An 18,536-nucleotide genomic window follows, 5' to 3' on the forward strand; every position below is an offset into this window, starting at 1 on the left:
ACTGCTCTTATTTAAGCTTCCAGCTAGACGAGAGGATAGAAGATATCCCCGATGGGTTAAGCCAAAACCATCTAAGTATCCCCATAAAAAGAAAGATGCCAGTCAGCTTAACTGACTGGCATTAGCCTCAAGGCTCCTTTTTTTGTTTTTAATTTTAACTTTTTTGCATCCAGTTTCATTTTATAGCCGTTATTGATATGAGGTTAACATGTAAATAATCGGTGCCGCTTAGTCTATGCCTTATGAGCAAGCGCGTTATTTACCTACATTTGATGGAATATTTAAAAGGTAAAAATGATGAATAAAGCTAATTTAACAACTCATTCAGCACAAAAAAACACACTTAAACACACGCTTAGTTTTTCAGCTTTAACACTTGCAGTATTAATCGGCATTACAGGCTGTAGCTCAGACGATGGTGAAAACGGCGTAGATGGTATTGCAGGCACCGATGGACAAAACGGTACCGACGGTACAAATGGCAACCCTGGTTTTGCATCAGCCACATTAATTTTGGCAAACAATGGCGAGAGCAATACGGGCACTATCGATTTAATTAACCAAAACGCCTCTAAACTAAAAACCTTTAATACAACAGCTAACGAAGGCGTTGCATTTGATAGCTTAGGTAATTTATTGCAAGCAAGCGACAGCGAAAATGGCAGTATTAAAACTATTTGCCAGCTTGCAAATCGTAGTGACGGCGCAACCTATACAGCTAATACAGATCGCGAAATAACAGGTACTAACACAACACTGGTAAACCCTAAAGGAATAGCTGTAGCACAAAAGAGTGGCCTTGTTTTTATTGCTGACTTTGGCGCTATGCAAGTAACGACTTTTGGCGCTACAGCCGCGGGCGATGCAGCGCCTTTAGGCACAACTATTACAGAAGCGGCGCCGTGGGATGTTGATTATGATGAATCTAACGACCGCCTTTATGTAGCACTAACAAATGGTGATGTAGCCGTTTATGATAATTTTGTTGGTGGTGAATTTGCCGCAATGCCAAGCCGCACAATTACTCCAAGTAATAATGATGGCACGCAAATATCTGTAAATATTCACGGCATTGTTTATGACTCAAATACTAATAAACTTGTTTTGTCTGATGTAGGCAGTGCCTCAGACGCAACCGATGGTTCGTTATTTGTAATTAATAATGCTTCAACTGCAGAGGGCTTAGTAAGCGTTGCACGAAGTATTGCCGGTCCAGCAACAATGCTTGGTAACCCAGTTGATATTAGCCTTGAAGGTAGTGACTTACGTGTAGCTGAAAAATCAAATGATGCTGTTCTTGTGTTCAGCAATATATTTTCAGGTGAGAGCGGCGATATCACTCCTGATTTAGTTACCTCAACAATTAAACCTGAGTCAATTACTAAACTGGGTATACAAAATGAGATGGCTGATATTTCAGATAGTGATACCGCTAATATGGCGCTGCTAGGTGTTGCTGTAAGTAGTAATCCGGGCACTGCAGGTGAAACAACTGGGCAAATTAGTCGATTAAGTTCACAACTTAACACAGAAATTGGCAACTATAATGCAAGTCAAACTATCGAAAGTGTAACTTTTGATAAAGCGGGTAATAGTTATACAACATTCGATAACAGTACAACCTCAATTGGCGGTATTATTATTTCAAATAAAGTGGCAATAAACAGAGATGGGCAAACTTATAATACGAACCAAGACAGCATTATTACTGGTTCGAATACAGGCCTTATATCTCCTAAAGGTCTTGATGTGGCTTCTGATAGCGGTATGATTTTAGTTGCAGAAAATAATGCAGATACTCCAAGTATTTCAATATTTTCAACTTGCACCACAGGGGATGCAAGCCCATTAATGACGCTTACGTTTGCAAACGATGCTCGCCCTTGGGATGTTGATTACGATGCAAACACTGATCGAGCTTTTGTAGCACTAACAAATGGAACCGTTGCTGTATTTGACGAAGTTAAAAGCAAACTAATGGCTGGTAGTACTAATATTGCAGTTGAGGATAGGCTTATAATGCCAGCAAATGCAGGTACAGCAGTAGCAGCACCAAGCAACATGCACGGCATCGACTACGACTCGCTAAGTGGCTCGCTAATACTCTCTGATGTTGGTAGCGCAGCAGTTGCTGACGATGGCAAAATATACGTATTGAATAACGTAGCAACGGCATCGGGCTTGGTAAACATAAGTACCACTATTAGCGGTCCAAATACCCTACTGGGTAACCCTGTTGATATTATGTATACCGGAACAGATTTATACGTAGCTGAGAAGTCAAATAATGTGGTTATGCGATTTAATAATATTTTAAGCAGTGCAGGCGGTGATATAAGCGCCGATACCAGTACGGCATTTACAGCCCCTGAGTCGATTGCAATATTACCAGCTTGGCTTAACAAATAGAGTTAACCTCACCATGCCTGACCAATAACCTTGGTCGGGCATTATCGCATCCACACTTTTATATCTGCCAAGCCATTACTTTGTAAAATACCTAACTGCTGATCAACATTAGAGTTTTGTTCAAACTCAAATGCATCGAGCTGCTCATCAAACGTAATATTAGCCACACCATCACCACCGCGTTTTTTAACTTGATGCAATGCTATATCTGCTAAGTTAATAGAGGTTTCCCAGCTAATTACCTGCCCGCCTAATAAAGGTAATGGATAAAATGACCAACCAATTGATGCCGTGATATTAGTTGTTTTTCCATTTGGTAATTGGAACGAATTAGCCGCTATTACTTTACAAAGTTCTGAAGCATAGCTGTCTATTTTATTGCATTTAAAGTCACGTAATAATAATAAAAACTCATCACCACTCCAACGTGCCACATAGTCAGAGCCCTGCGTACGCGAATTTAACAATGCAGCCATTTGCTGTAAGCAGCTATCACCTGCAATTGGGCCATACGCATCGTTAATACGGCTGAAGTTATCAAAGTTAATAATTACCAGCACCAGTGACTTACCTTGTGCCTGCAGCGACTGTGAATTACGTTGAAAGTGCTCAATATCTTTAGGGAGTTGATCAAACAAAAAGCGGCGACTACGTAGCCCTGTTAGCTCATCTGAGTGACTCACTAATTTAAGCTGTGAATTCACTTGGCCTAATTTATCATTAGCTTGGCGAAGCTCTAAGGTACGCTCAGTGATTAAGCCCTCTAATGCTTCTTGTTTTCTGCGCTCTTGTGCTCTAAACACCCAAAAAATGAGATAAAAAAGCAAAATAAAACCACTGGTAATTAAAAGCCTAAAGTAAATTGTTTCGTCAAAGCGCTCAGGCACTACAAAACCGTATTCTACATCTTGCGCTTTAGCCCAGTCTTCACCTTGGCGCTTAGCTTCTAATTGAAACAAAAACGAGCCAGGAGGCAAGTTAGTATAAATAGCTTCACGTCGCGTATTTGCATAGCGCCAGTCACTATCTAAGCCACTTAGTTTATATCTAAATTCAATGCTGTTTGGTGCATAGTAATCAATAGCTGTGTAAGTTAGCGTTATATCACGCTCGTCTGTTTCTAATGATGGTTTTTTACCAAGCGCAGCGGTAGTTAAATGACGAAGTGGCGTTGTTATTGTCTCTATTGTTGGCTTTAATGCAAGCACACCAAATAGCTCTACATTTTTAGGTATTTCAACAACACCTTGTAAGCTTGGGTACCAAATAGAATTTCCGGTGTCTGCTACCGCATCATGCCCAAGTCCACTACAACATTGATTCGCTTTACCATCAAGTTGACGGTCAAAAGATGAAATTACTTCTTCAACTTTTAAGCTTTTTATTTCTGTTTTAAATTGCTCTACAGGCATTCTGTAAACACCTTTCATGGTGCTTACCCAAACATGCTTTAACTTTTCATCATATTCTAGGCTAAATATAGAACCATACGGTAAACCATTAGCTGCATCGAGCTGACGCCATTGCCCTTGCGTACTTCTGTAAAAAAGCCCGTCGTTAAGAGAGCCGATTAAAATACCCACGCCATCTATATGTAGCACGCTAGTAACGTATGCGCTTTCAAGTGTTGTTTGGTCGCCAATTTTTTCAATGCCACGGTCTGTAAAGTAATATGCGCCCTTACTAGTACCAATCACACCAAAGTTTGTTTTATCTAATACGTAGGTAATAAACTTACTACCTAAAAAAGCGTTATAGGCAAAAGGCGTTAAACCAGCATAATTTAATCGATATAAACCGCGTCCGGTACCAATCCAAAAGCCGCCTTTACTAGAGCGACTTATTGCAAATACCGGATTATCGCGAAGTGCTCGACCTGGGACGGTGTAAAGTGTCTTGTTTTCAAAAACAAATAAGCCGCGCCCTGTGGCTATATATAATCGCTCACCATCAAATTGTAGATCGTGTACTGATGCGTATCCATATTTACTACTTGGGACTAAATTAATAAAACTTTTATCTAAATCGAAATAACCAATGCCGCTTTTATTCGCAACCCACAGTTTACCATCAGGTGCTTGGCTAATAGCCATAACAGATTCGGTCATGTTTGAAACTGCTGAATGCCTTTCGACTCGTCCTTCATGAGCAAGCCACAAGCCTTCACTAAAGCTTGCTAACCAAACGTTATTTTTATCATCTCTAAAAATATCAGCAAACCATATACTTTGATCGAGTTGGCTAGGCTCTACCCATTGCCACTCACCGGTTTTATCTCTGAATAATAAGCGTCCATAGGTCGAAACCCACAAGCCACCATCGGTATCACTCATAAACTTATAAACGGCTGAGTTATTTGCATTAGGTAGAGGAAAAGGTCTTAGCTCGTCATCTAAATCTAAAAAGTATGCACCTAGCTCAGAAGCTATATACAAATTACCATTTAAAAATGATAAATCGTGCACTATGGTTTGCGCTAAGCGCTCTGGTAAAGATATTTTTGCGGTAAGCTCTAAACGTAGTTTAGAAAAATCTGATGAGTTTTTTGTAAGGCGTAATAAATGACGATCATTAACCAGCCAAATGCCTTCAGGAGAGAGTGCCATTTGGCTAACAGAGCCAACTATTTGTGTGATCACAGTAGCATTAACAATAGGTAGAGGACCATTTACTTCAGTGCGTAAATCAACTTGCCCTCTATCTACATAGTATAAGCCGTTGGCCGCAATCCATATGCTACCTTTAGAGTCCTCAAGAATATCCCTTACTGGACCTTTAATATTAAATTCTTGTGCTGCAAATGTGGCTGGGTTAATAACTACCAAGCCACTTTTAGTGCCTACCCATAACAAACCACTAGAATCGACTAAAAGCTTATTAACACCATTACTAGGCAAGAATGGACTATTTTGCGTGTTGTAATTTGTAAATGTTGTACCATCAAAACGGCTTAAACCAAATTGCGTACCAAGCCACATATAGCCTTGCTGATCCTGCACAACACTTTTAAGTGATTGCGACGGTAGGCCATCTTTTATATTCCATTGCTTAACTACGTAATCAGTAATTGAAGCCCAACTTGGCGTCGCGCACAACATAAGTACACAAACCAGTAAAAATCGCATCATATTGCTGCCACCTAGTTAAACAAATCAAATATAAAAATTAAAAGGGCAGTAAACCCACTTTTATTAACGCTTGTAAACATATAAGCGAAAAAATACCCGCAAGTATATCGTCGGCCATTATACCTAAACCGCCATGTACTCGTTTGTCTAGCATACGGATTGGGCCGGGTTTTGCTATATCAAAAAAGCGAAATAACAAAAAACCTACGAGTAATGTTTGCCAGTTAAGTGCTGCGCCAATCATAGTGATGTAATAACCCGCCACTTCATCCCATACAATAGCAGGATGATCGTGCACGCCTAAATCATCAGCCGTTTTACCGCACGCCCATATACCAAATATACTGATCACAACGGCAAATACAATTTGCAGCCATAACGGATAATACATGGTCATAAAAATGAATGGCAAGGCAGCAAATGTACCAAATGTACCGGGCGCTTTAGGGGCAAGCCCAGTCCCAAAGCCCAGACCAAAAAACTGATGTGGACGCTTTAAATTAAACTTGCGGTTATTGTTCAAACCAGCTCCTTTGCAAAGTGCTCAAAACCCTGCGGTTCAAAATCAAACTTTTCACCGTTGTGTAAAAGCTCAATTTGGCCATCGCCACTTTTAACTTGGCCAATGCATGTTGCATCTACACCATACTGGCGTAGCTTTATTTCTAACATACTTTTATTGCTATCAGGGACCGTAAAAATTAATTCGTAATCATCACCGTAACTGAGAATAAATGGCAGCTGCTGATTAAAATCAAGGCTTGCTTGCATCGCATCTGAAGTTGGAATACTTTCAATATTCACCACTGCACTTACTTGTGACATATCCAGTATATGACTTAAATCAGCGATTAAGCCGTCCGACACATCGATAGCCGATGATGCAAGGCCTCGTAATACCTGCCCTGCAGCAACACGTGGGGTTGGAAAGTCAAAGCGTTTATTTACGTACTTTAAATGCTCTGGCTCAATACTTATACCTTGTTTGCGAGACTCAATTGCAAGTCCAGCGTCACCTAGCGGACCCGTAACATAAATCCAATCCCCCACTTTTGCGCCACTACGACGAAGTGCAGTACCTTCGGGTACAGTCCCTTTCGCACAAATAGTGATGGTTAATGGGCCCTGAGTTGTATCGCCACCTATAATCTGCACATTAAAATATTCAGCAATTTCATGCATGCCATCAGTAAACTCTTCAATCCACTGTGGATCAATACTTGGCAAAGTTAACGCAACTGAAACCCAAGTCGGCTCAGCGCCCATGGCCGCTAAATCACTTAAATTAACAGCAAGCGCTCTGTGACCTAATGCACGAGGGGAAATATCATCAAAAAAGTGTACGCCAGCAACAAGAGTGTCTGTTGTAACGGCAAGTTGGCAGTTTTGTGGAACGGTTACTAAAGCGCAATCATCCCCTATACCTAGGTTTACATCACGACGGGTGATACCGCGACCTTTAAAGTAGCGGTTAATTAATTCAAATTCCTTCATACACAAAAAAGCCGGCCTATGCCGGCTCCCCTCTTTAACGGTTTACTTACTTGCGTAAATGCTTAACAGCTTTATCAAGTACACCGTTTACAAATTTATGGCTGTCTTCAGCGCCAAAAATTTTGGCCAGCTCAATACCTTCGTTAATAGCAACTTTATAAGGTACGTCTTCACGGAACTTAAGCTCATAGCTGCTTAAACGTAAAATTGCACGCTCAACCATATCTAAGTCATCAAACGGACGTGTTAAATGTGGTGATACAGCTTCGTCTAGTTGCTTGTAATTTACAGCAACACCCGTCGCTAGATCTTTAAAGTATTCAACATCAATTTTAGTAACGTCTGTTTCGATCAACATTTGTTGTTCGATATCGGCAATTAAATTGCCACTTATTTGCCAAGAATAAACGGCTTGGAGTGCTAAGATACGTGCTTTACGTCTTGCTGCTGGTTTCACAAAAATTCCTTAAACTTAAATTTTATCTAACACATTAACCATTTCAAGCGCGCCTAAAGCAGCTTCGCCGCCTTTATTGCCCATTTTGGTGCCAGCACGCTCAATTGCTTGTTCAATGCTTTCTGTGGTTAATACGCCAAATGCAACCGGGATATCATACTCAAGTGATACTTGCGCAAGACCTTTGTTTGATTCGCCAGCAACTAGGTCAAAGTGTGGTGTACCACCTCTGATCACTACGCCTAATGCGATGATTGCATCATACTCTTTTTTTGCCGCAACGCGTTTAGCCGCTAAAGGTAATTCTACCGCGCCTGGCACATAAATAACGGTAATGTCGTCATCTGATACGCCACCTGTGCGTTTTAGCTCATCAACAGCACCTGCAAGGAGGCTGCTACCAATAAAGTCATTAAAACGAGAAATGACAATGGCAAATTTTTTGCCTGGAGCGTACTTATTACCTTCAATAATTTTCATTTGATAACCCTAAAAATAAGTTCAAGCGGTTGCGATTGCGCAAAAATTGCTGCGCATCATACCATAAAAATAAAATAATAGCCTAGTTTAAGCGTGATGCTTATTGTGGCTCAACGTAATCAACTACTTCTAAATGAAAGCCCGAAAGTGCATGGTACTTTTTAGGGCGACTCATTAATCGCATTTGTTTAATTCCAAGATCGGCAAGTATTTGCGAACCTACGCCAACAGTACGAGATGTACCTTTGAATTTACGTGGCGTAACGCTTTCGCCAGCATCAGCTGCTGCAAATGCTTTCACAGTTGCCTCTAGCTCTTCAGTGCTTTCTTGCTTACCTAAAATAACTAAAGCACCTTCATTTTTAGCGATATAAGCCATTGCTTCTGAAAGGCCCCAGCTACGGTCAGCACTTCTGTCTGAAAGTAGAATATCGTTAAAGGTACTTTGCAAATGTACACGTACATTTGTCGGCTCTTGATCTTTTATATCGCCTTTGAGCAATACGTAATGTAATTGACCGTCAATTGTGTCTTTGTAAGTAACTAAATCAAATTCACCATGAACAGTTGGTAACTTACATTTTGCCACTTGCTCAATTGTTGTTTCGTTTAAGTTGCGGTATTCGATTAAATCAGCAATGGTGCCAATTTTAATATCGTGCTCTTTCGCAAAAACTTCTAAATCAGGGCGACGTGCCATAGTGCCGTCAGCATTAAGTATTTCAACAATAACAGATGATGCTTCAAGTCCAGCTAAACGCGCTAAATCACAGCCAGCTTCAGTGTGTCCTGCGCGAGTTAATACGCCACCAGGTTGCGCCATAATAGGAAAAATATGTCCAGGCTGAACAATATCACTTGGGACTGCGCCTTTAGCTATAGCCGCTTGCACTGTACGTGCTCTGTCTGCTGCTGAAATACCGGTTGTAACACCTTTTGATGCTTCTATCGACATTGTAAAGTTAGTCGAAAATGCTGCACCATTGTTTTTAACCATTAACGGTAAATCAAGTTGCTCGCAACGCTCTTGCGTCATGGTTAAACAAATTAAACCACGGCCATGGGTAGCCATGAAATTAATCGCTTCTGCGCTAATATGCTCAGCTGCTATTATTAAATCGCCTTCATTTTCTCTATCTTCATCATCCATTAAAATAACCATTTTACCGGCTTTAATATCGTCGATGATTTCTTGCGCGCTGTGTAAATTCATAAATTTGCTCGTGTAAGTTGTCAGTTTCGTTATTTAATAAAACCCGCTTTAGCGAGTAAGCTCATCGAAATATCAGAGCCCGTTGGTTGCTCTGCACCCTTTATAAGGCGCTCTAAATAACGTGCAATTTGATCGACTTCTAAATTAACTTGAGTACCTACTTTAAAATGAGCAATTGTGGTTTGCTCACTCGTGTGTGGGACAATTGTTAATTTGAATTTATTACCCTCTACAGCGTTTACTGTCAGGCTTATACCATCAATACATACCGAACCTTTGTACGGAATGTATTTCATTAAATTTTCGTCAGTTGTAAGCCAATATTCTGTTGCTCTGGCGTTTGCTGTAATACTTGTAATCGTTGCGATACCATCAACATGGCCAGATACTAAATGACCGCCTAAACGAGAAACAGGTTGCATGGCTTTTTCAAGATTTACCGTTTGTCCTAAAGCATAGTGAGCAAAACCGGTCAAACTAATCGTCTCATTAGATAAATCCGCACTAAAACCATCAATATGTTTATCAACTACAGTTAAGCAAACACCATTAGTTGCAATGCTGTCACCTAACTTTACGTCTGTCATATCAAGATCAGCACTTTGGATACGAATGGCTAAGTCGCCTTGTTTTTTTTGTAATAAAGCAATTTTGCCTGTGGCTTCTATTATCCCAGTAAACATAGCACTACTCTTTTTATTAAGTGATTTTAATGAGTTTTGACGCGGTGATACGTAAATCGTCACCAATGCGCGCACATTCATTAAATGTTAAATCAACGGTGTTTTGCATACTCGTCAATTCAGGAAAATTAACTAAACTTTTTGCATCATGGCCCATTAGTTTAGGCGCTAAATAAAAAACAAACTCGTCAACTAAATTAAGCTCTGTCATTTTACCAGCAAGTGTTGCGCCAGCTTCAAGCCAAACATTATTAAACTGCAGTTGCCCAAGTTTTTCTAAAACGGCTTGTAAATCAACTTTACCGTTACTTTCACTGACTTCAATATGCTTTACAAAATGCGGCCATTGCAATGATTTATCAACCTTAGTCGTAAATATTATTACATCACTTTGGATTTCAAATAAAGCAAGGTCAGGTGTTAAACGGTTTTGAGAGTCAATTATAACACGCACGGGCTGGCGAAGCGGCAAATCAGTAGGCAGTGTGCAAGGCAGCTCACTTAGTCGCACATTAAGTTTAGCATCATCGACTAACACTGTATCGGCACCGGTTAAAATAGCGCAGCTTTTCGCTCGGTATAATTGTACGTCTTGTCGAGCAGCAGAGCTTGTGATCCACTTACTTTGCCCATTTTTAAGCGCTGTTTTACCATCAATACTCGCTGCCATTTTGCAAATCACATAAGGTAGGCCTTGCTCCATACGCTTAAAAAAGCCAACGTTAAGTGCGCGAGCTTGTGATCCGAGTAACCCGTAAGCAACGTCAATACCCGCGTCGCTCAGTATTTTAAGGCCTTTACCAGCAACTTGTGGATTTGTATCAACCATAGCAGCAATTACTTTTACCACACCGGCAGCTTTTAAGCCTTCGGCGCACGGTGGCGTACGGCCATAATGACTACACGGTTCAAGCGTTACATAAGCCGTTGCACCTTGTGCATTTTTTCCAGCGACAGCCAGTGCATTTACTTCAGCATGGCCTTGACCTGCTAATTGATGAAAACCCTCACCAATTATTTGATTATTTTTAACTAATACACAGCCAACATTAGGGTTAGGTGTGGTAGTAAATCGCCCTTTTTTGGCAAGTTCTATGGCGCGTGCCATATACATTTCATCATGTTCGGTAAAAGTAGTTTGGTTAAGCATTTATTATACCAATTGCGTTAAATAAGTGGTCCATTATAGCGCTAAGAAGATAGCGCAATAACAAGGCGAAAATTATGACATATAGTTGTTCTATATGAATAATTTTTAACGCAGTGAGTGCGCTATTTAATGCGATATAATGATCATATTTTTAATAAAATTGGTATTACTCCCCTAAACGGGCAATTTCTTCGCCAAATTCGCGTATATCTTCAAACGATCGATAAACAGAGGCAAATCTTACGTACGCTACTTTATCGAGCTTTTTGAGGGCTTCCATAATGCACTCACCCACCAAATGGCTTGAAATTTCTCGCTCACCCGTTGCGCGTAGTTGTGATTTTATTATATTCACCACTTCATCTACTTGCTCTGTGCTCACTGGACGTTTTTCGAGTGCGCGATTTAAGCCATTTAATAATTTATCTTCGTTAAATGGTTCGCGGCTGCCGTCTTGTTTAATAACACGAGGCATAACCAGTTCAGCGCCTTCAAATGTAGTAAAGCGCTCGTGGCAGTCGTTGCACTCACGGCGCCTGCGAACTTGGTGGCCTCCGCCGACTAGGCGAGAATCAATAACTTTAGTATCTTTTGCGGTACAAAATGGGCAATGCATAGCTCGGTACTTCCGTTTTAAAACAAAAAAGACCGCTAAATAGCGGCCTTTTATCTTAGCAAAAAACTAAACAGTTGTGATCTAAATTACTGTTGCTTATAAAATTAAGCGTAAACAGGTAATTTTGCACAAATTGCTTTAACTTTTTCTTTAACTTGCGCCTGTACAGATTCATCAGTGATGTTATCTAGTACGTCACAAATCCAGCCAGCAAGCTCTTTTGATTCTTCTTCTTTGAAACCACGACGAGTGATTGCAGGAGAACCAATACGCAAACCAGATGTTACAAATGGTGAGCGTGGATCGTTTGGCACTGAGTTTTTATTAACTGTGATGTTAGCGTTACCAAGGGCTGCGTCTGCATCTTTACCAGTAATATCTTTATCGATTAGATCGAGTAGGAATAAGTGGTTTTCAGTTTTGTCAGATACGATTTTGTAGCCGCGCTCTTGCATTACAGCAACCATTGCTTTTGCGTTTTTAACAACTTGTGTTTGGTATACTTTAAATTCTGGTTGAAGCGCTTCTTTAAATGCCACTGCTTTTGCTGCAATAACATGACATAAAGGACCACCTTGGCCACCAGGGAAAACTGCGCTGTTAAGCTTTTTGTAGATAGCTTCGTCGCCACATGCAGAGATAATTAAACCACCACGAGGACCAGCAAGTGTTTTATGAGTAGTTGTAGTTACAACATGTGCATGAGGAACTGGGCTTGGGTAAACGCCTGCCGCAATTAAACCTGCAACGTGAGCCATATCAACAAACAGGTAAGCACCTACTTTGTCAGCAATTTCACGGAATTTAGCCCAATCAACAATACCTGAGTACGCTGAGAAACCACCAATAATCATTTTTGGTTTATGCTCAAGTGCTAGTGCTTCAACCTGTGCGTAATCAATTTCGCCCGTTGTTTCATCTAGTCCGTATTGAATTGCATTGTAAAGCTTACCAGAGAAGCTTACGTGTGATCCGTGAGTTAAGTGACCACCATGAGCTAAGCTCATACCAAGTACAGTGTCGCCTGCTTCTAATAGCGCTAGAAAAACAGCAGCATTAGCTTGCGAACCAGCATGTGGTTGTACGTTTGCGTAGTCAGAACCAAATAACTCGTTAGCACGGTCAATTGCTAATTGCTCAACAACATCAACGTGCTCACAACCGCCATAATAACGTTTGCCAGGGTAACCTTCTGCGTATTTATTTGTAAGCTGTGAACCCTGCGCTTCTAGTACGCGTGGGCTACAGTAGTTTTCTGAAGCGATTAGTTCAATGTGCTCTTCTTGGCGAGCAGTTTCTTTGTTTATCGCGTCAAATAACTCTGGATCAAAATCCGAAATATTCATGCTACGTTCTAACATTGGGGTCTCCTAGGGCAACGTGTATGGTGTTTTTTAGAGGCTTTATTGTACGCTTTAAACGACTCTTTGCCTACGCTCTTAAGTTGAGGATATTTAAACAGGGATTGAAACTATTTCACAGACTTTTTAAGATGATATTTTCTTATAAAACCATAACGATTTTAAATGAATGCTATTTCCTACATTTAATTAGTAAATGCAATTCACTAGCTTTAATAGCCTAAAGTTATAAAAAAAGGCGGCTTAACCACCTTTTTTTCAATTAATTAACTTAGCCAAGTTTAGCAAGTATTTCTCTACGTAATGCGTCGTAATCGGCCTTTATATCGCTTGCTAGGCATGGTTTTGCTAGTGCGTCGCTAAGTGGTTTTGGCATACCTAATTCAATATTTAAAATACCCTCTACGCTTTCTTTAAACTTAGCAGGGTGAGCGGTGGCTAAAAAGATACCCGCGGCCCCTGGCGCTCGATTTTCAACAAGACCTTGGTACGCAATAGCAGTGTGAGGCTCTGCAACATAACCCGTTTGTTGAATTTTTTTCATCACCGATTGCGTGTCTTGCTCGTTTACGCTAGTTGAATAAAAGTTATCGTAGCTAAACCAGTTATTATCTAACATTGTTTGCACACGCGGCCAGTTGTTTGGCTTACTTACATCCATTGCATTTGAAAGCGACTCAAGTGTTGCGTTTGGCGTCCAGGTTTTATCAAGCATAAAGCGCGGCACAGTATCATTTTGGTTGGTTGTTGCACTTAATTTACCTACAGGTAAGCCAATAACCGCACCAATCATTGCAGCACATACATTACCAAAGTTGCCACTTGGCACTGATATATGCGCTGTTGCGCGTTTTTCTTTTGGTAGTTGTGCAATGGCCTCAAAGTAATAACAAACCTGAGCAACTAAACGGCTAATATTAATTGAATTAGCAGAATTAAGCCCAAGTGTTGATTTAACTTCTTCATCTAAAAAGGCATTTTTAACCAGCTCTTGGCAATCATCAAAACTGCCATCAACTGCGTAACAATGAATATTGTTACCTAACGTAGTAAATAGCTTTTGCTGAGCAAGTGAAATTTTGCCTTTAGGATATAAGATGACAACATCGATATTCGGCTTGTTATAAAAAGCATGCGCAACGGCTGCACCAGTATCGCCCGATGTTGCAGTTAAAATAGTTACTTTTTCATCTTTATTAAATTGCGCTAAACACTCAGCCATAAAGCGACCACCAAAGTCTTTAAACGCAAGCGTAGGACCATGAAACAACTCTAAGCAGTATGTATTCTCTTCAACTTCCACCAGCTTAACTGGAAAGTTAAATGCATTTTTAACCATTTGTGCCACAGTGTCGCTTGGCAGCTCATCACCAATTAGGTGAGATAATATTTTGCCACTGCGTGTAACAAAGTCCATATCAAGCAATGCATCAACATCGGACAGTGGGGCAAGGGATTCTGGGAAAAACACACCTTGATTACGACCCAAACCTGTTTTTACGGCTTCAACGAACGACACTTTTTGTGAGCTATCTTTTAAATTATGTAATTGCATGACTACCTATCCTATAAAACTGTTAATTGACGCGTGCCGTCGTTATCTAATTTACAAATGTGGCAAAAGCCTTGCTCGTTAATGTAATTTGCCTCTAACCACTGCGCGCATTGCTTTGCAGCTTCAAGTGTTTTACATACACTAAACAAGGTAGGTCCTGCGCCCGAAATACTCACTATTTCAGCGCCCAACGCTGGTAAGCTTGCTTTGGCTTCACTAAAACCTTTAATAAGCGGTGCGCGGTAAGGTTCTGCTATTTCATCTTTCATTATGCTCAGTGCATCGTCAAAACGATTAGTCAACAGTAAGCTACTAAATGCCGATAAACGCTGTGCAAACTCAACACTTGCATGCATGCTCAACTCTTTTGGTAAAACCGAGCGCGCTTTTGCAGTGTTGAGTGAAAAACCAGGGAACGCAGCAACGTAGTACCAATTTTCATCAACAGGCAGTGCAATCGATTTATCAGGGATTAAATCACCTGTTAATTGCAAACCACCTAAATAGCATGGCGTGATGTTGTCGTAATGACGACCACCGCTCACTACTGCTTCAAAGTCAGCCATAAGCTCAATAAGCTCAACCTGACTTAAGTTAGTTTGTGCAAACTTATCAAGGGCAGCAAAGGTAGCCACGACCGAGCATGCACTAGAACCAAGTCCAGATCCAATTGGTAAATTCTTTTTAAGCTCGAGCTTTACGCTTGGCATATCAGGCGCAACATGCGCTCTAAAATGTACTAAACACTGGTACGCTAAGTTTTCATTCGCATCACTTGGTAACTTGTGAGCGTAGTCGCCAGTACAAATAAATTCGTCACTTGGTGCTGCACTTACAACGGCTACATCGCCTAATAAACTACCATCAATTGGCGCAAGCGCTGCGCCAAGTGCATCAAAACCTACTGCAAAATTACCAATAGACGCCGGAGCATATACTTCAATCATAACGAGCTCCTAGCGCGATAGCGTTTTTAAAATATCAGCAAATACACCCGCTGCTGTTACTTCAGAGCCGGCACCATAACCACGAATTACAAACGGACGTGGCTGGTAGTATTGGCTTAAAATAGCAAGCGCGTTTTCGCCATCGCGAATTACATTAAGCGCATGTTTTTCATCAACAGCCTCAATACCTACTTTACAGTGACCCTCTTTAATTGTACCTACATAACGAAGTACCTTTCCTTCGCTCGCAGCACTTTGAATGCGGTCATTAAAATCAGCATCTAGGCTTGGTAGTTTTGCCATAAACTCATCAACGCTATCACCTTGTGCAAAACCTTGTGGTAATACTGACTCAACTTCGATATCGCTTAGCTCCAACTTCATACCTGCTTCGCGAGCAATGATCAGTAACTTACGTGCTACATCGGTACCCGATAAATCATCACGAGGATCTGGTTCTGTAAAGCCACTTTCTTTAGCTTTAATTGTGGCTTCAGAGAGTGATAAACCATCTTGAAGTGCGCCAAACATATACGAAAGTGAGCCTGATAAAATACCGCTAAACTCTAGTAACTCATCACCGGCACCAAATAATGACTGCAAGTTATCGATTACTGGTAAGCCTGCACCAACGTTAGTTTCGTATAAAAATTTACGATTATTCTTTTGCGTAGCAGCTATTAAATCTTGGTAATACGTGTATGAGCTTGTTGTCGCTTTTTTATTAGCTGCAACCACATGAAAACCTGCATTTAAAAAGTCTACATACTGCGCAGCAAGTGCATCTGAAGATGTACAATCTACTAATACCGGATTCACTAAGTGGTTTTGCTTAACAAATTGCTCTACTAATTTTAAATCAAATGCTTGCTCAGATGAGGCCAATTTTTGCTGCCAATCACTAAAAGCAATGCCTTCGTTATCAAGGTGTAATTGACGAGAGTTAGCAACACCATACAAGTTAAGTTTAATATTACGCTTTTCAAGCCACGCTTGCTGGCGCTCAAGCTGATTAATAAGCTCTTGCCCTACTAAGCCACAACCTAGTAAAAACACATCAATTGACGGCACATGCGTGAAAAAGTTTTCATGGCATATTTTTACAGCGTCATTACATAACTCACCATCAATTACCGCAGAAATAGCACTTTCTGTAGAATCCTGTGCAATTGCCACAATATTTACTTGCGCTTGTGCAAGCGATGCAAAAAACTTAGCCGCTAAGCCACGGTGTGCGCGCATGTTGTCGCCCACTAAAGTAACAATGGCTAAATTACGCTGTACTTGTACAGGCTCAATAAGCCCTGCTTGTAATTCAAGCTCAAATGCAGTTTGTAGCGCATCCAGTGCAAGCGCTAGGTCTGTTTCATGCACACAAAAACTAATACTAAATTCACATGATGATTGCGTGATCAATACAATTGATACGTTATCGTGAGCAAGCGCGTTAAATACCTTAGATGCCATGCCTACTTTACCTTTCATGCCTGGGCCTGAAACAGTTAACATTGCAAGGTCTTGTAAGCTAGAAAGCGCTTTTACGGGCTCATCAGATGAATAATCGTTACCAATTAATGAGCCTTGTGCGTCTGGGTTATGCGTATTTTTAATTTCACATGGCACGCCTGCTTTAGCACACGGTAAAATTGTTTTTGGGTGAAGTACTTTTGCACCAAAGTAAGAAAGCTCCATCGCCTCTTTATAAGATAAAAAATCTACTTTAGTGGCTTTTTTAATATAGCGAGGATCAGCGCTATATACGCCATCAACGTCAGTCCAAATTTGGCAAATTTCAGCTTCTAAACATGCCGCAGCAATAGCTGCTGAGTAATCTGAACCATTACGGCCAAGCGTCGTAAGCTCACCTTTATCATTACTCGCCGTAAAACCAGGCATAATATAAATAGTTGCAGGGTTTTCTTTAAGCACAGCTTGAAAGCGAGCTTTACTTGCCACTAAATCAGCTTCTGCATCAATGTAGCCACCAGTTGAAGCAATACAGCTTGTTGCTTCTAAGTACCTTGCATCTTGTGAGCTCAATAAAGCCTGCATTAAAGAAACGCTAACGCGCTCTCCAAAGCTAATTACAAATGCGCGAACTTGATCAGGGCAACACTGTATAAGCGACACGCCATCTAATTTATTTTTAAGCTCGCCTAGGTCTGGCCAGCTTGTAACGACTACGCCACTTTTTTCAACGTCAGCTTTTAAGCCTTCACAACGACTCGCTAATGCTTGCCATTGCTGCGAAAAATCTAAGCCTTGCTCTGCAGCACTTGCAAGTGCAACTAGCGAATCGGTCATTCCACCTGGAGCAGAAAGCACCAATAACATTTCATCTTTTAACTGTGCTTTAACTAACTGAGCTACCTGTTGTAAGCATGCATAATCGGCAAGTGAAGACCCACCAAATTTTAAAACTCGCATTGTTTATGTTCCTCATCCCATAAAACGAAAAAAGGCCTGTGTTCTAAGTGAACACAGGCCTTTAAATTTGTTGCACCGACCTATGCCACTATCCAGTAAGAATGATGGTTGTAATAATAATGGTCAGTACGCGATTAATTGTTTTCATATGTTAAGACTGCCTTAACAAAGGCTATGCTGTCAACCCTAAATTAAAAGATAAAACAGCCTTTTTTAACATGAAAAAACCTAATGAATGCCAAATTTATGCAATATTTCATTCAAGCTTGATTTATTAATAGGTTTATCAATAAAATCAATTGCGCCAAGCTGGGCGACTCGTTGCTTCATTTTTTCCTGTATATCAGCAGAAATAACCAACACAAAGCACTCTATTTTTTCTGTTTTTATAGTTTCAAGTACTTGTATACCATCAACCTCTGGCATGGTGAGGTCTAGGCACAGTAAATCAAAGTTTTGTGCTCTTAAAAGATCGAGGGCGTTTGCTCCATTTATAGCTTGTTGTATATCTGCGTCTATACACTCATTTAAACACCGCACGACTTGTTTACGAGCAACAGCAGAATCATCACAGACTAATATCGAAAATTTCATCATGTTTACTACTACACAACCA

At 40.6% G+C, this 18,536-nt stretch carries 15 protein-coding genes; 1 reads left to right on the forward strand and 14 read right to left on the reverse strand.

What is annotated here, in order from left to right; genetic code table 11:
* The first annotated feature begins 297 nt into the window (after nt 1–297).
* Nucleotides 298–2,409: a hypothetical protein gene (locus H5087_RS16715; RefSeq protein ID WP_182672794.1), complete on the forward strand. Its 2,112-nt coding sequence runs from the start codon at nt 298–300 to the stop codon at nt 2,407–2,409.
* 41 nt (nt 2,410–2,450) lie between these two features.
* Here H5087_RS16715 and H5087_RS16720 read toward each other — a convergent pair whose 3' ends face one another.
* The 14 genes from H5087_RS16720 to H5087_RS16785 all read right to left on the reverse strand — a co-directional run bounded on the left by H5087_RS16720 (nt 2,451) and on the right by H5087_RS16785 (nt 18,517).
* Nucleotides 2,451–5,537, reverse strand: a complete 3,087-nt coding sequence (locus H5087_RS16720) for a ligand-binding sensor domain-containing diguanylate cyclase (RefSeq protein WP_182672770.1) — start codon at nt 5,535–5,537, stop codon at nt 2,451–2,453.
* A gap of 37 nt (nt 5,538–5,574) precedes the next feature.
* On the reverse strand, nt 5,575–6,060 hold the full coding sequence (locus H5087_RS16725; protein WP_182196916.1) for a phosphatidylglycerophosphatase A: 486 nt from the start codon (nt 6,058–6,060) through the stop codon (nt 5,575–5,577).
* Nucleotides 6,057–7,031 (reverse strand): thiamine-phosphate kinase, encoded by a 975-nt coding sequence (gene thiL, locus H5087_RS16730; RefSeq protein WP_024596289.1) that lies wholly within the window; start codon nt 7,029–7,031, stop codon nt 6,057–6,059. The genes H5087_RS16725 and thiL overlap by 4 nt, the downstream gene beginning before the upstream one ends.
* Nucleotides 7,032–7,077: 46 nt before the next feature.
* Nucleotides 7,078–7,488: a transcription antitermination factor NusB gene (nusB, locus tag H5087_RS16735; protein ID WP_002961751.1), complete on the reverse strand. Its 411-nt coding sequence runs from the start codon at nt 7,486–7,488 to the stop codon at nt 7,078–7,080.
* 15 nt (nt 7,489–7,503) lie between these two features.
* Nucleotides 7,504–7,968, reverse strand: coding sequence for a 6,7-dimethyl-8-ribityllumazine synthase (gene ribE, locus H5087_RS16740; protein WP_002961753.1), 465 nt, complete (start codon nt 7,966–7,968; stop codon nt 7,504–7,506).
* 100 nt (nt 7,969–8,068) lie between these two features.
* On the reverse strand, nt 8,069–9,181 hold the full coding sequence (gene ribBA / locus H5087_RS16745) for a bifunctional 3,4-dihydroxy-2-butanone-4-phosphate synthase/GTP cyclohydrolase II (protein WP_024603846.1): 1,113 nt from the start codon (nt 9,179–9,181) through the stop codon (nt 8,069–8,071).
* A gap of 29 nt (nt 9,182–9,210) precedes the next feature.
* Nucleotides 9,211–9,864, reverse strand: coding sequence for a riboflavin synthase (locus H5087_RS16750; RefSeq protein ID WP_002961757.1), 654 nt, complete (start codon nt 9,862–9,864; stop codon nt 9,211–9,213).
* Nucleotides 9,865–9,880: 16 nt separating this feature from the next.
* Nucleotides 9,881–11,014 carry a bifunctional diaminohydroxyphosphoribosylaminopyrimidine deaminase/5-amino-6-(5-phosphoribosylamino)uracil reductase RibD gene (gene ribD / locus H5087_RS16755; RefSeq protein ID WP_182672771.1) on the reverse strand — a complete coding sequence of 378 codons (1,134 nt, stop codon included), beginning with the start codon at nt 11,012–11,014 and terminating at the stop codon, nt 9,881–9,883.
* 166 nt (nt 11,015–11,180) lie between these two features.
* Nucleotides 11,181–11,630, reverse strand: coding sequence for a transcriptional regulator NrdR (gene nrdR / locus H5087_RS16760; RefSeq protein WP_002961761.1), 450 nt, complete (start codon nt 11,628–11,630; stop codon nt 11,181–11,183).
* A 104-nt stretch (nt 11,631–11,734) separates the two neighbouring features.
* On the reverse strand, nt 11,735–12,991 hold the full coding sequence (gene glyA, locus H5087_RS16765; protein WP_002961763.1) for a serine hydroxymethyltransferase: 1,257 nt from the start codon (nt 12,989–12,991) through the stop codon (nt 11,735–11,737).
* A 271-nt stretch (nt 12,992–13,262) separates the two neighbouring features.
* On the reverse strand, nt 13,263–14,546 hold the full coding sequence (thrC, locus tag H5087_RS16770; RefSeq protein ID WP_182672772.1) for a threonine synthase: 1,284 nt from the start codon (nt 14,544–14,546) through the stop codon (nt 13,263–13,265).
* Between the two features lie 11 nt (nt 14,547–14,557).
* Nucleotides 14,558–15,493: a homoserine kinase gene (gene thrB / locus H5087_RS16775; protein WP_024596294.1), complete on the reverse strand. Its 936-nt coding sequence runs from the start codon at nt 15,491–15,493 to the stop codon at nt 14,558–14,560.
* A gap of 9 nt (nt 15,494–15,502) precedes the next feature.
* Nucleotides 15,503–17,920: a bifunctional aspartate kinase/homoserine dehydrogenase I gene (gene thrA / locus H5087_RS16780; protein WP_138489567.1), complete on the reverse strand. Its 2,418-nt coding sequence runs from the start codon at nt 17,918–17,920 to the stop codon at nt 15,503–15,505.
* A 228-nt stretch (nt 17,921–18,148) separates the two neighbouring features.
* Nucleotides 18,149–18,517: a response regulator gene (locus H5087_RS16785; protein WP_024596295.1), complete on the reverse strand. Its 369-nt coding sequence runs from the start codon at nt 18,515–18,517 to the stop codon at nt 18,149–18,151.
* Nucleotides 18,518–18,536 lie beyond the last annotated feature (19 nt).

Source organism: Pseudoalteromonas sp. SR43-7 (genome assembly GCF_014163785.1).
Lineage (GTDB): Bacteria > Pseudomonadota > Gammaproteobacteria > Enterobacterales > Alteromonadaceae > Pseudoalteromonas > Pseudoalteromonas distincta.

Coding starts and splice junctions, on each gene's coding strand:
- thrB (WP_024596294.1), bottom strand. CDS start 15,493: ATGATTGAAGTATATGCTCCGGCGTCTATTGGTAATTTTGCAGTAGGT.
- ribE (WP_002961753.1), bottom strand. CDS start 7,968: ATGAAAATTATTGAAGGTAATAAGTACGCTCCAGGCAAAAAATTTGCC.
- ribD (WP_182672771.1), bottom strand. CDS start 11,014: ATGCTTAACCAAACTACTTTTACCGAACATGATGAAATGTATATGGCA.
- H5087_RS16720 (WP_182672770.1), bottom strand. CDS start 5,537: ATGATGCGATTTTTACTGGTTTGTGTACTTATGTTGTGCGCGACGCCA.
- nrdR (WP_002961761.1), bottom strand. CDS start 11,630: ATGCATTGCCCATTTTGTACCGCAAAAGATACTAAAGTTATTGATTCT.
- glyA (WP_002961763.1), bottom strand. CDS start 12,991: ATGTTAGAACGTAGCATGAATATTTCGGATTTTGATCCAGAGTTATTT.
- thrA (WP_138489567.1), bottom strand. CDS start 17,920: ATGCGAGTTTTAAAATTTGGTGGGTCTTCACTTGCCGATTATGCATGC.
- ribBA (WP_024603846.1), bottom strand. CDS start 9,181: ATGAATTTACACAGCGCGCAAGAAATCATCGACGATATTAAAGCCGGT.
- thrC (WP_182672772.1), bottom strand. CDS start 14,546: ATGCAATTACATAATTTAAAAGATAGCTCACAAAAAGTGTCGTTCGTT.
- H5087_RS16785 (WP_024596295.1), bottom strand. CDS start 18,517: ATGATGAAATTTTCGATATTAGTCTGTGATGATTCTGCTGTTGCTCGT.
- H5087_RS16715 (WP_182672794.1), top strand. CDS start 298: ATGAATAAAGCTAATTTAACAACTCATTCAGCACAAAAAAACACACTT.
- thiL (WP_024596289.1), bottom strand. CDS start 7,031: ATGAAGGAATTTGAATTAATTAACCGCTACTTTAAAGGTCGCGGTATC.
- H5087_RS16750 (WP_002961757.1), bottom strand. CDS start 9,864: ATGTTTACTGGGATAATAGAAGCCACAGGCAAAATTGCTTTATTACAA.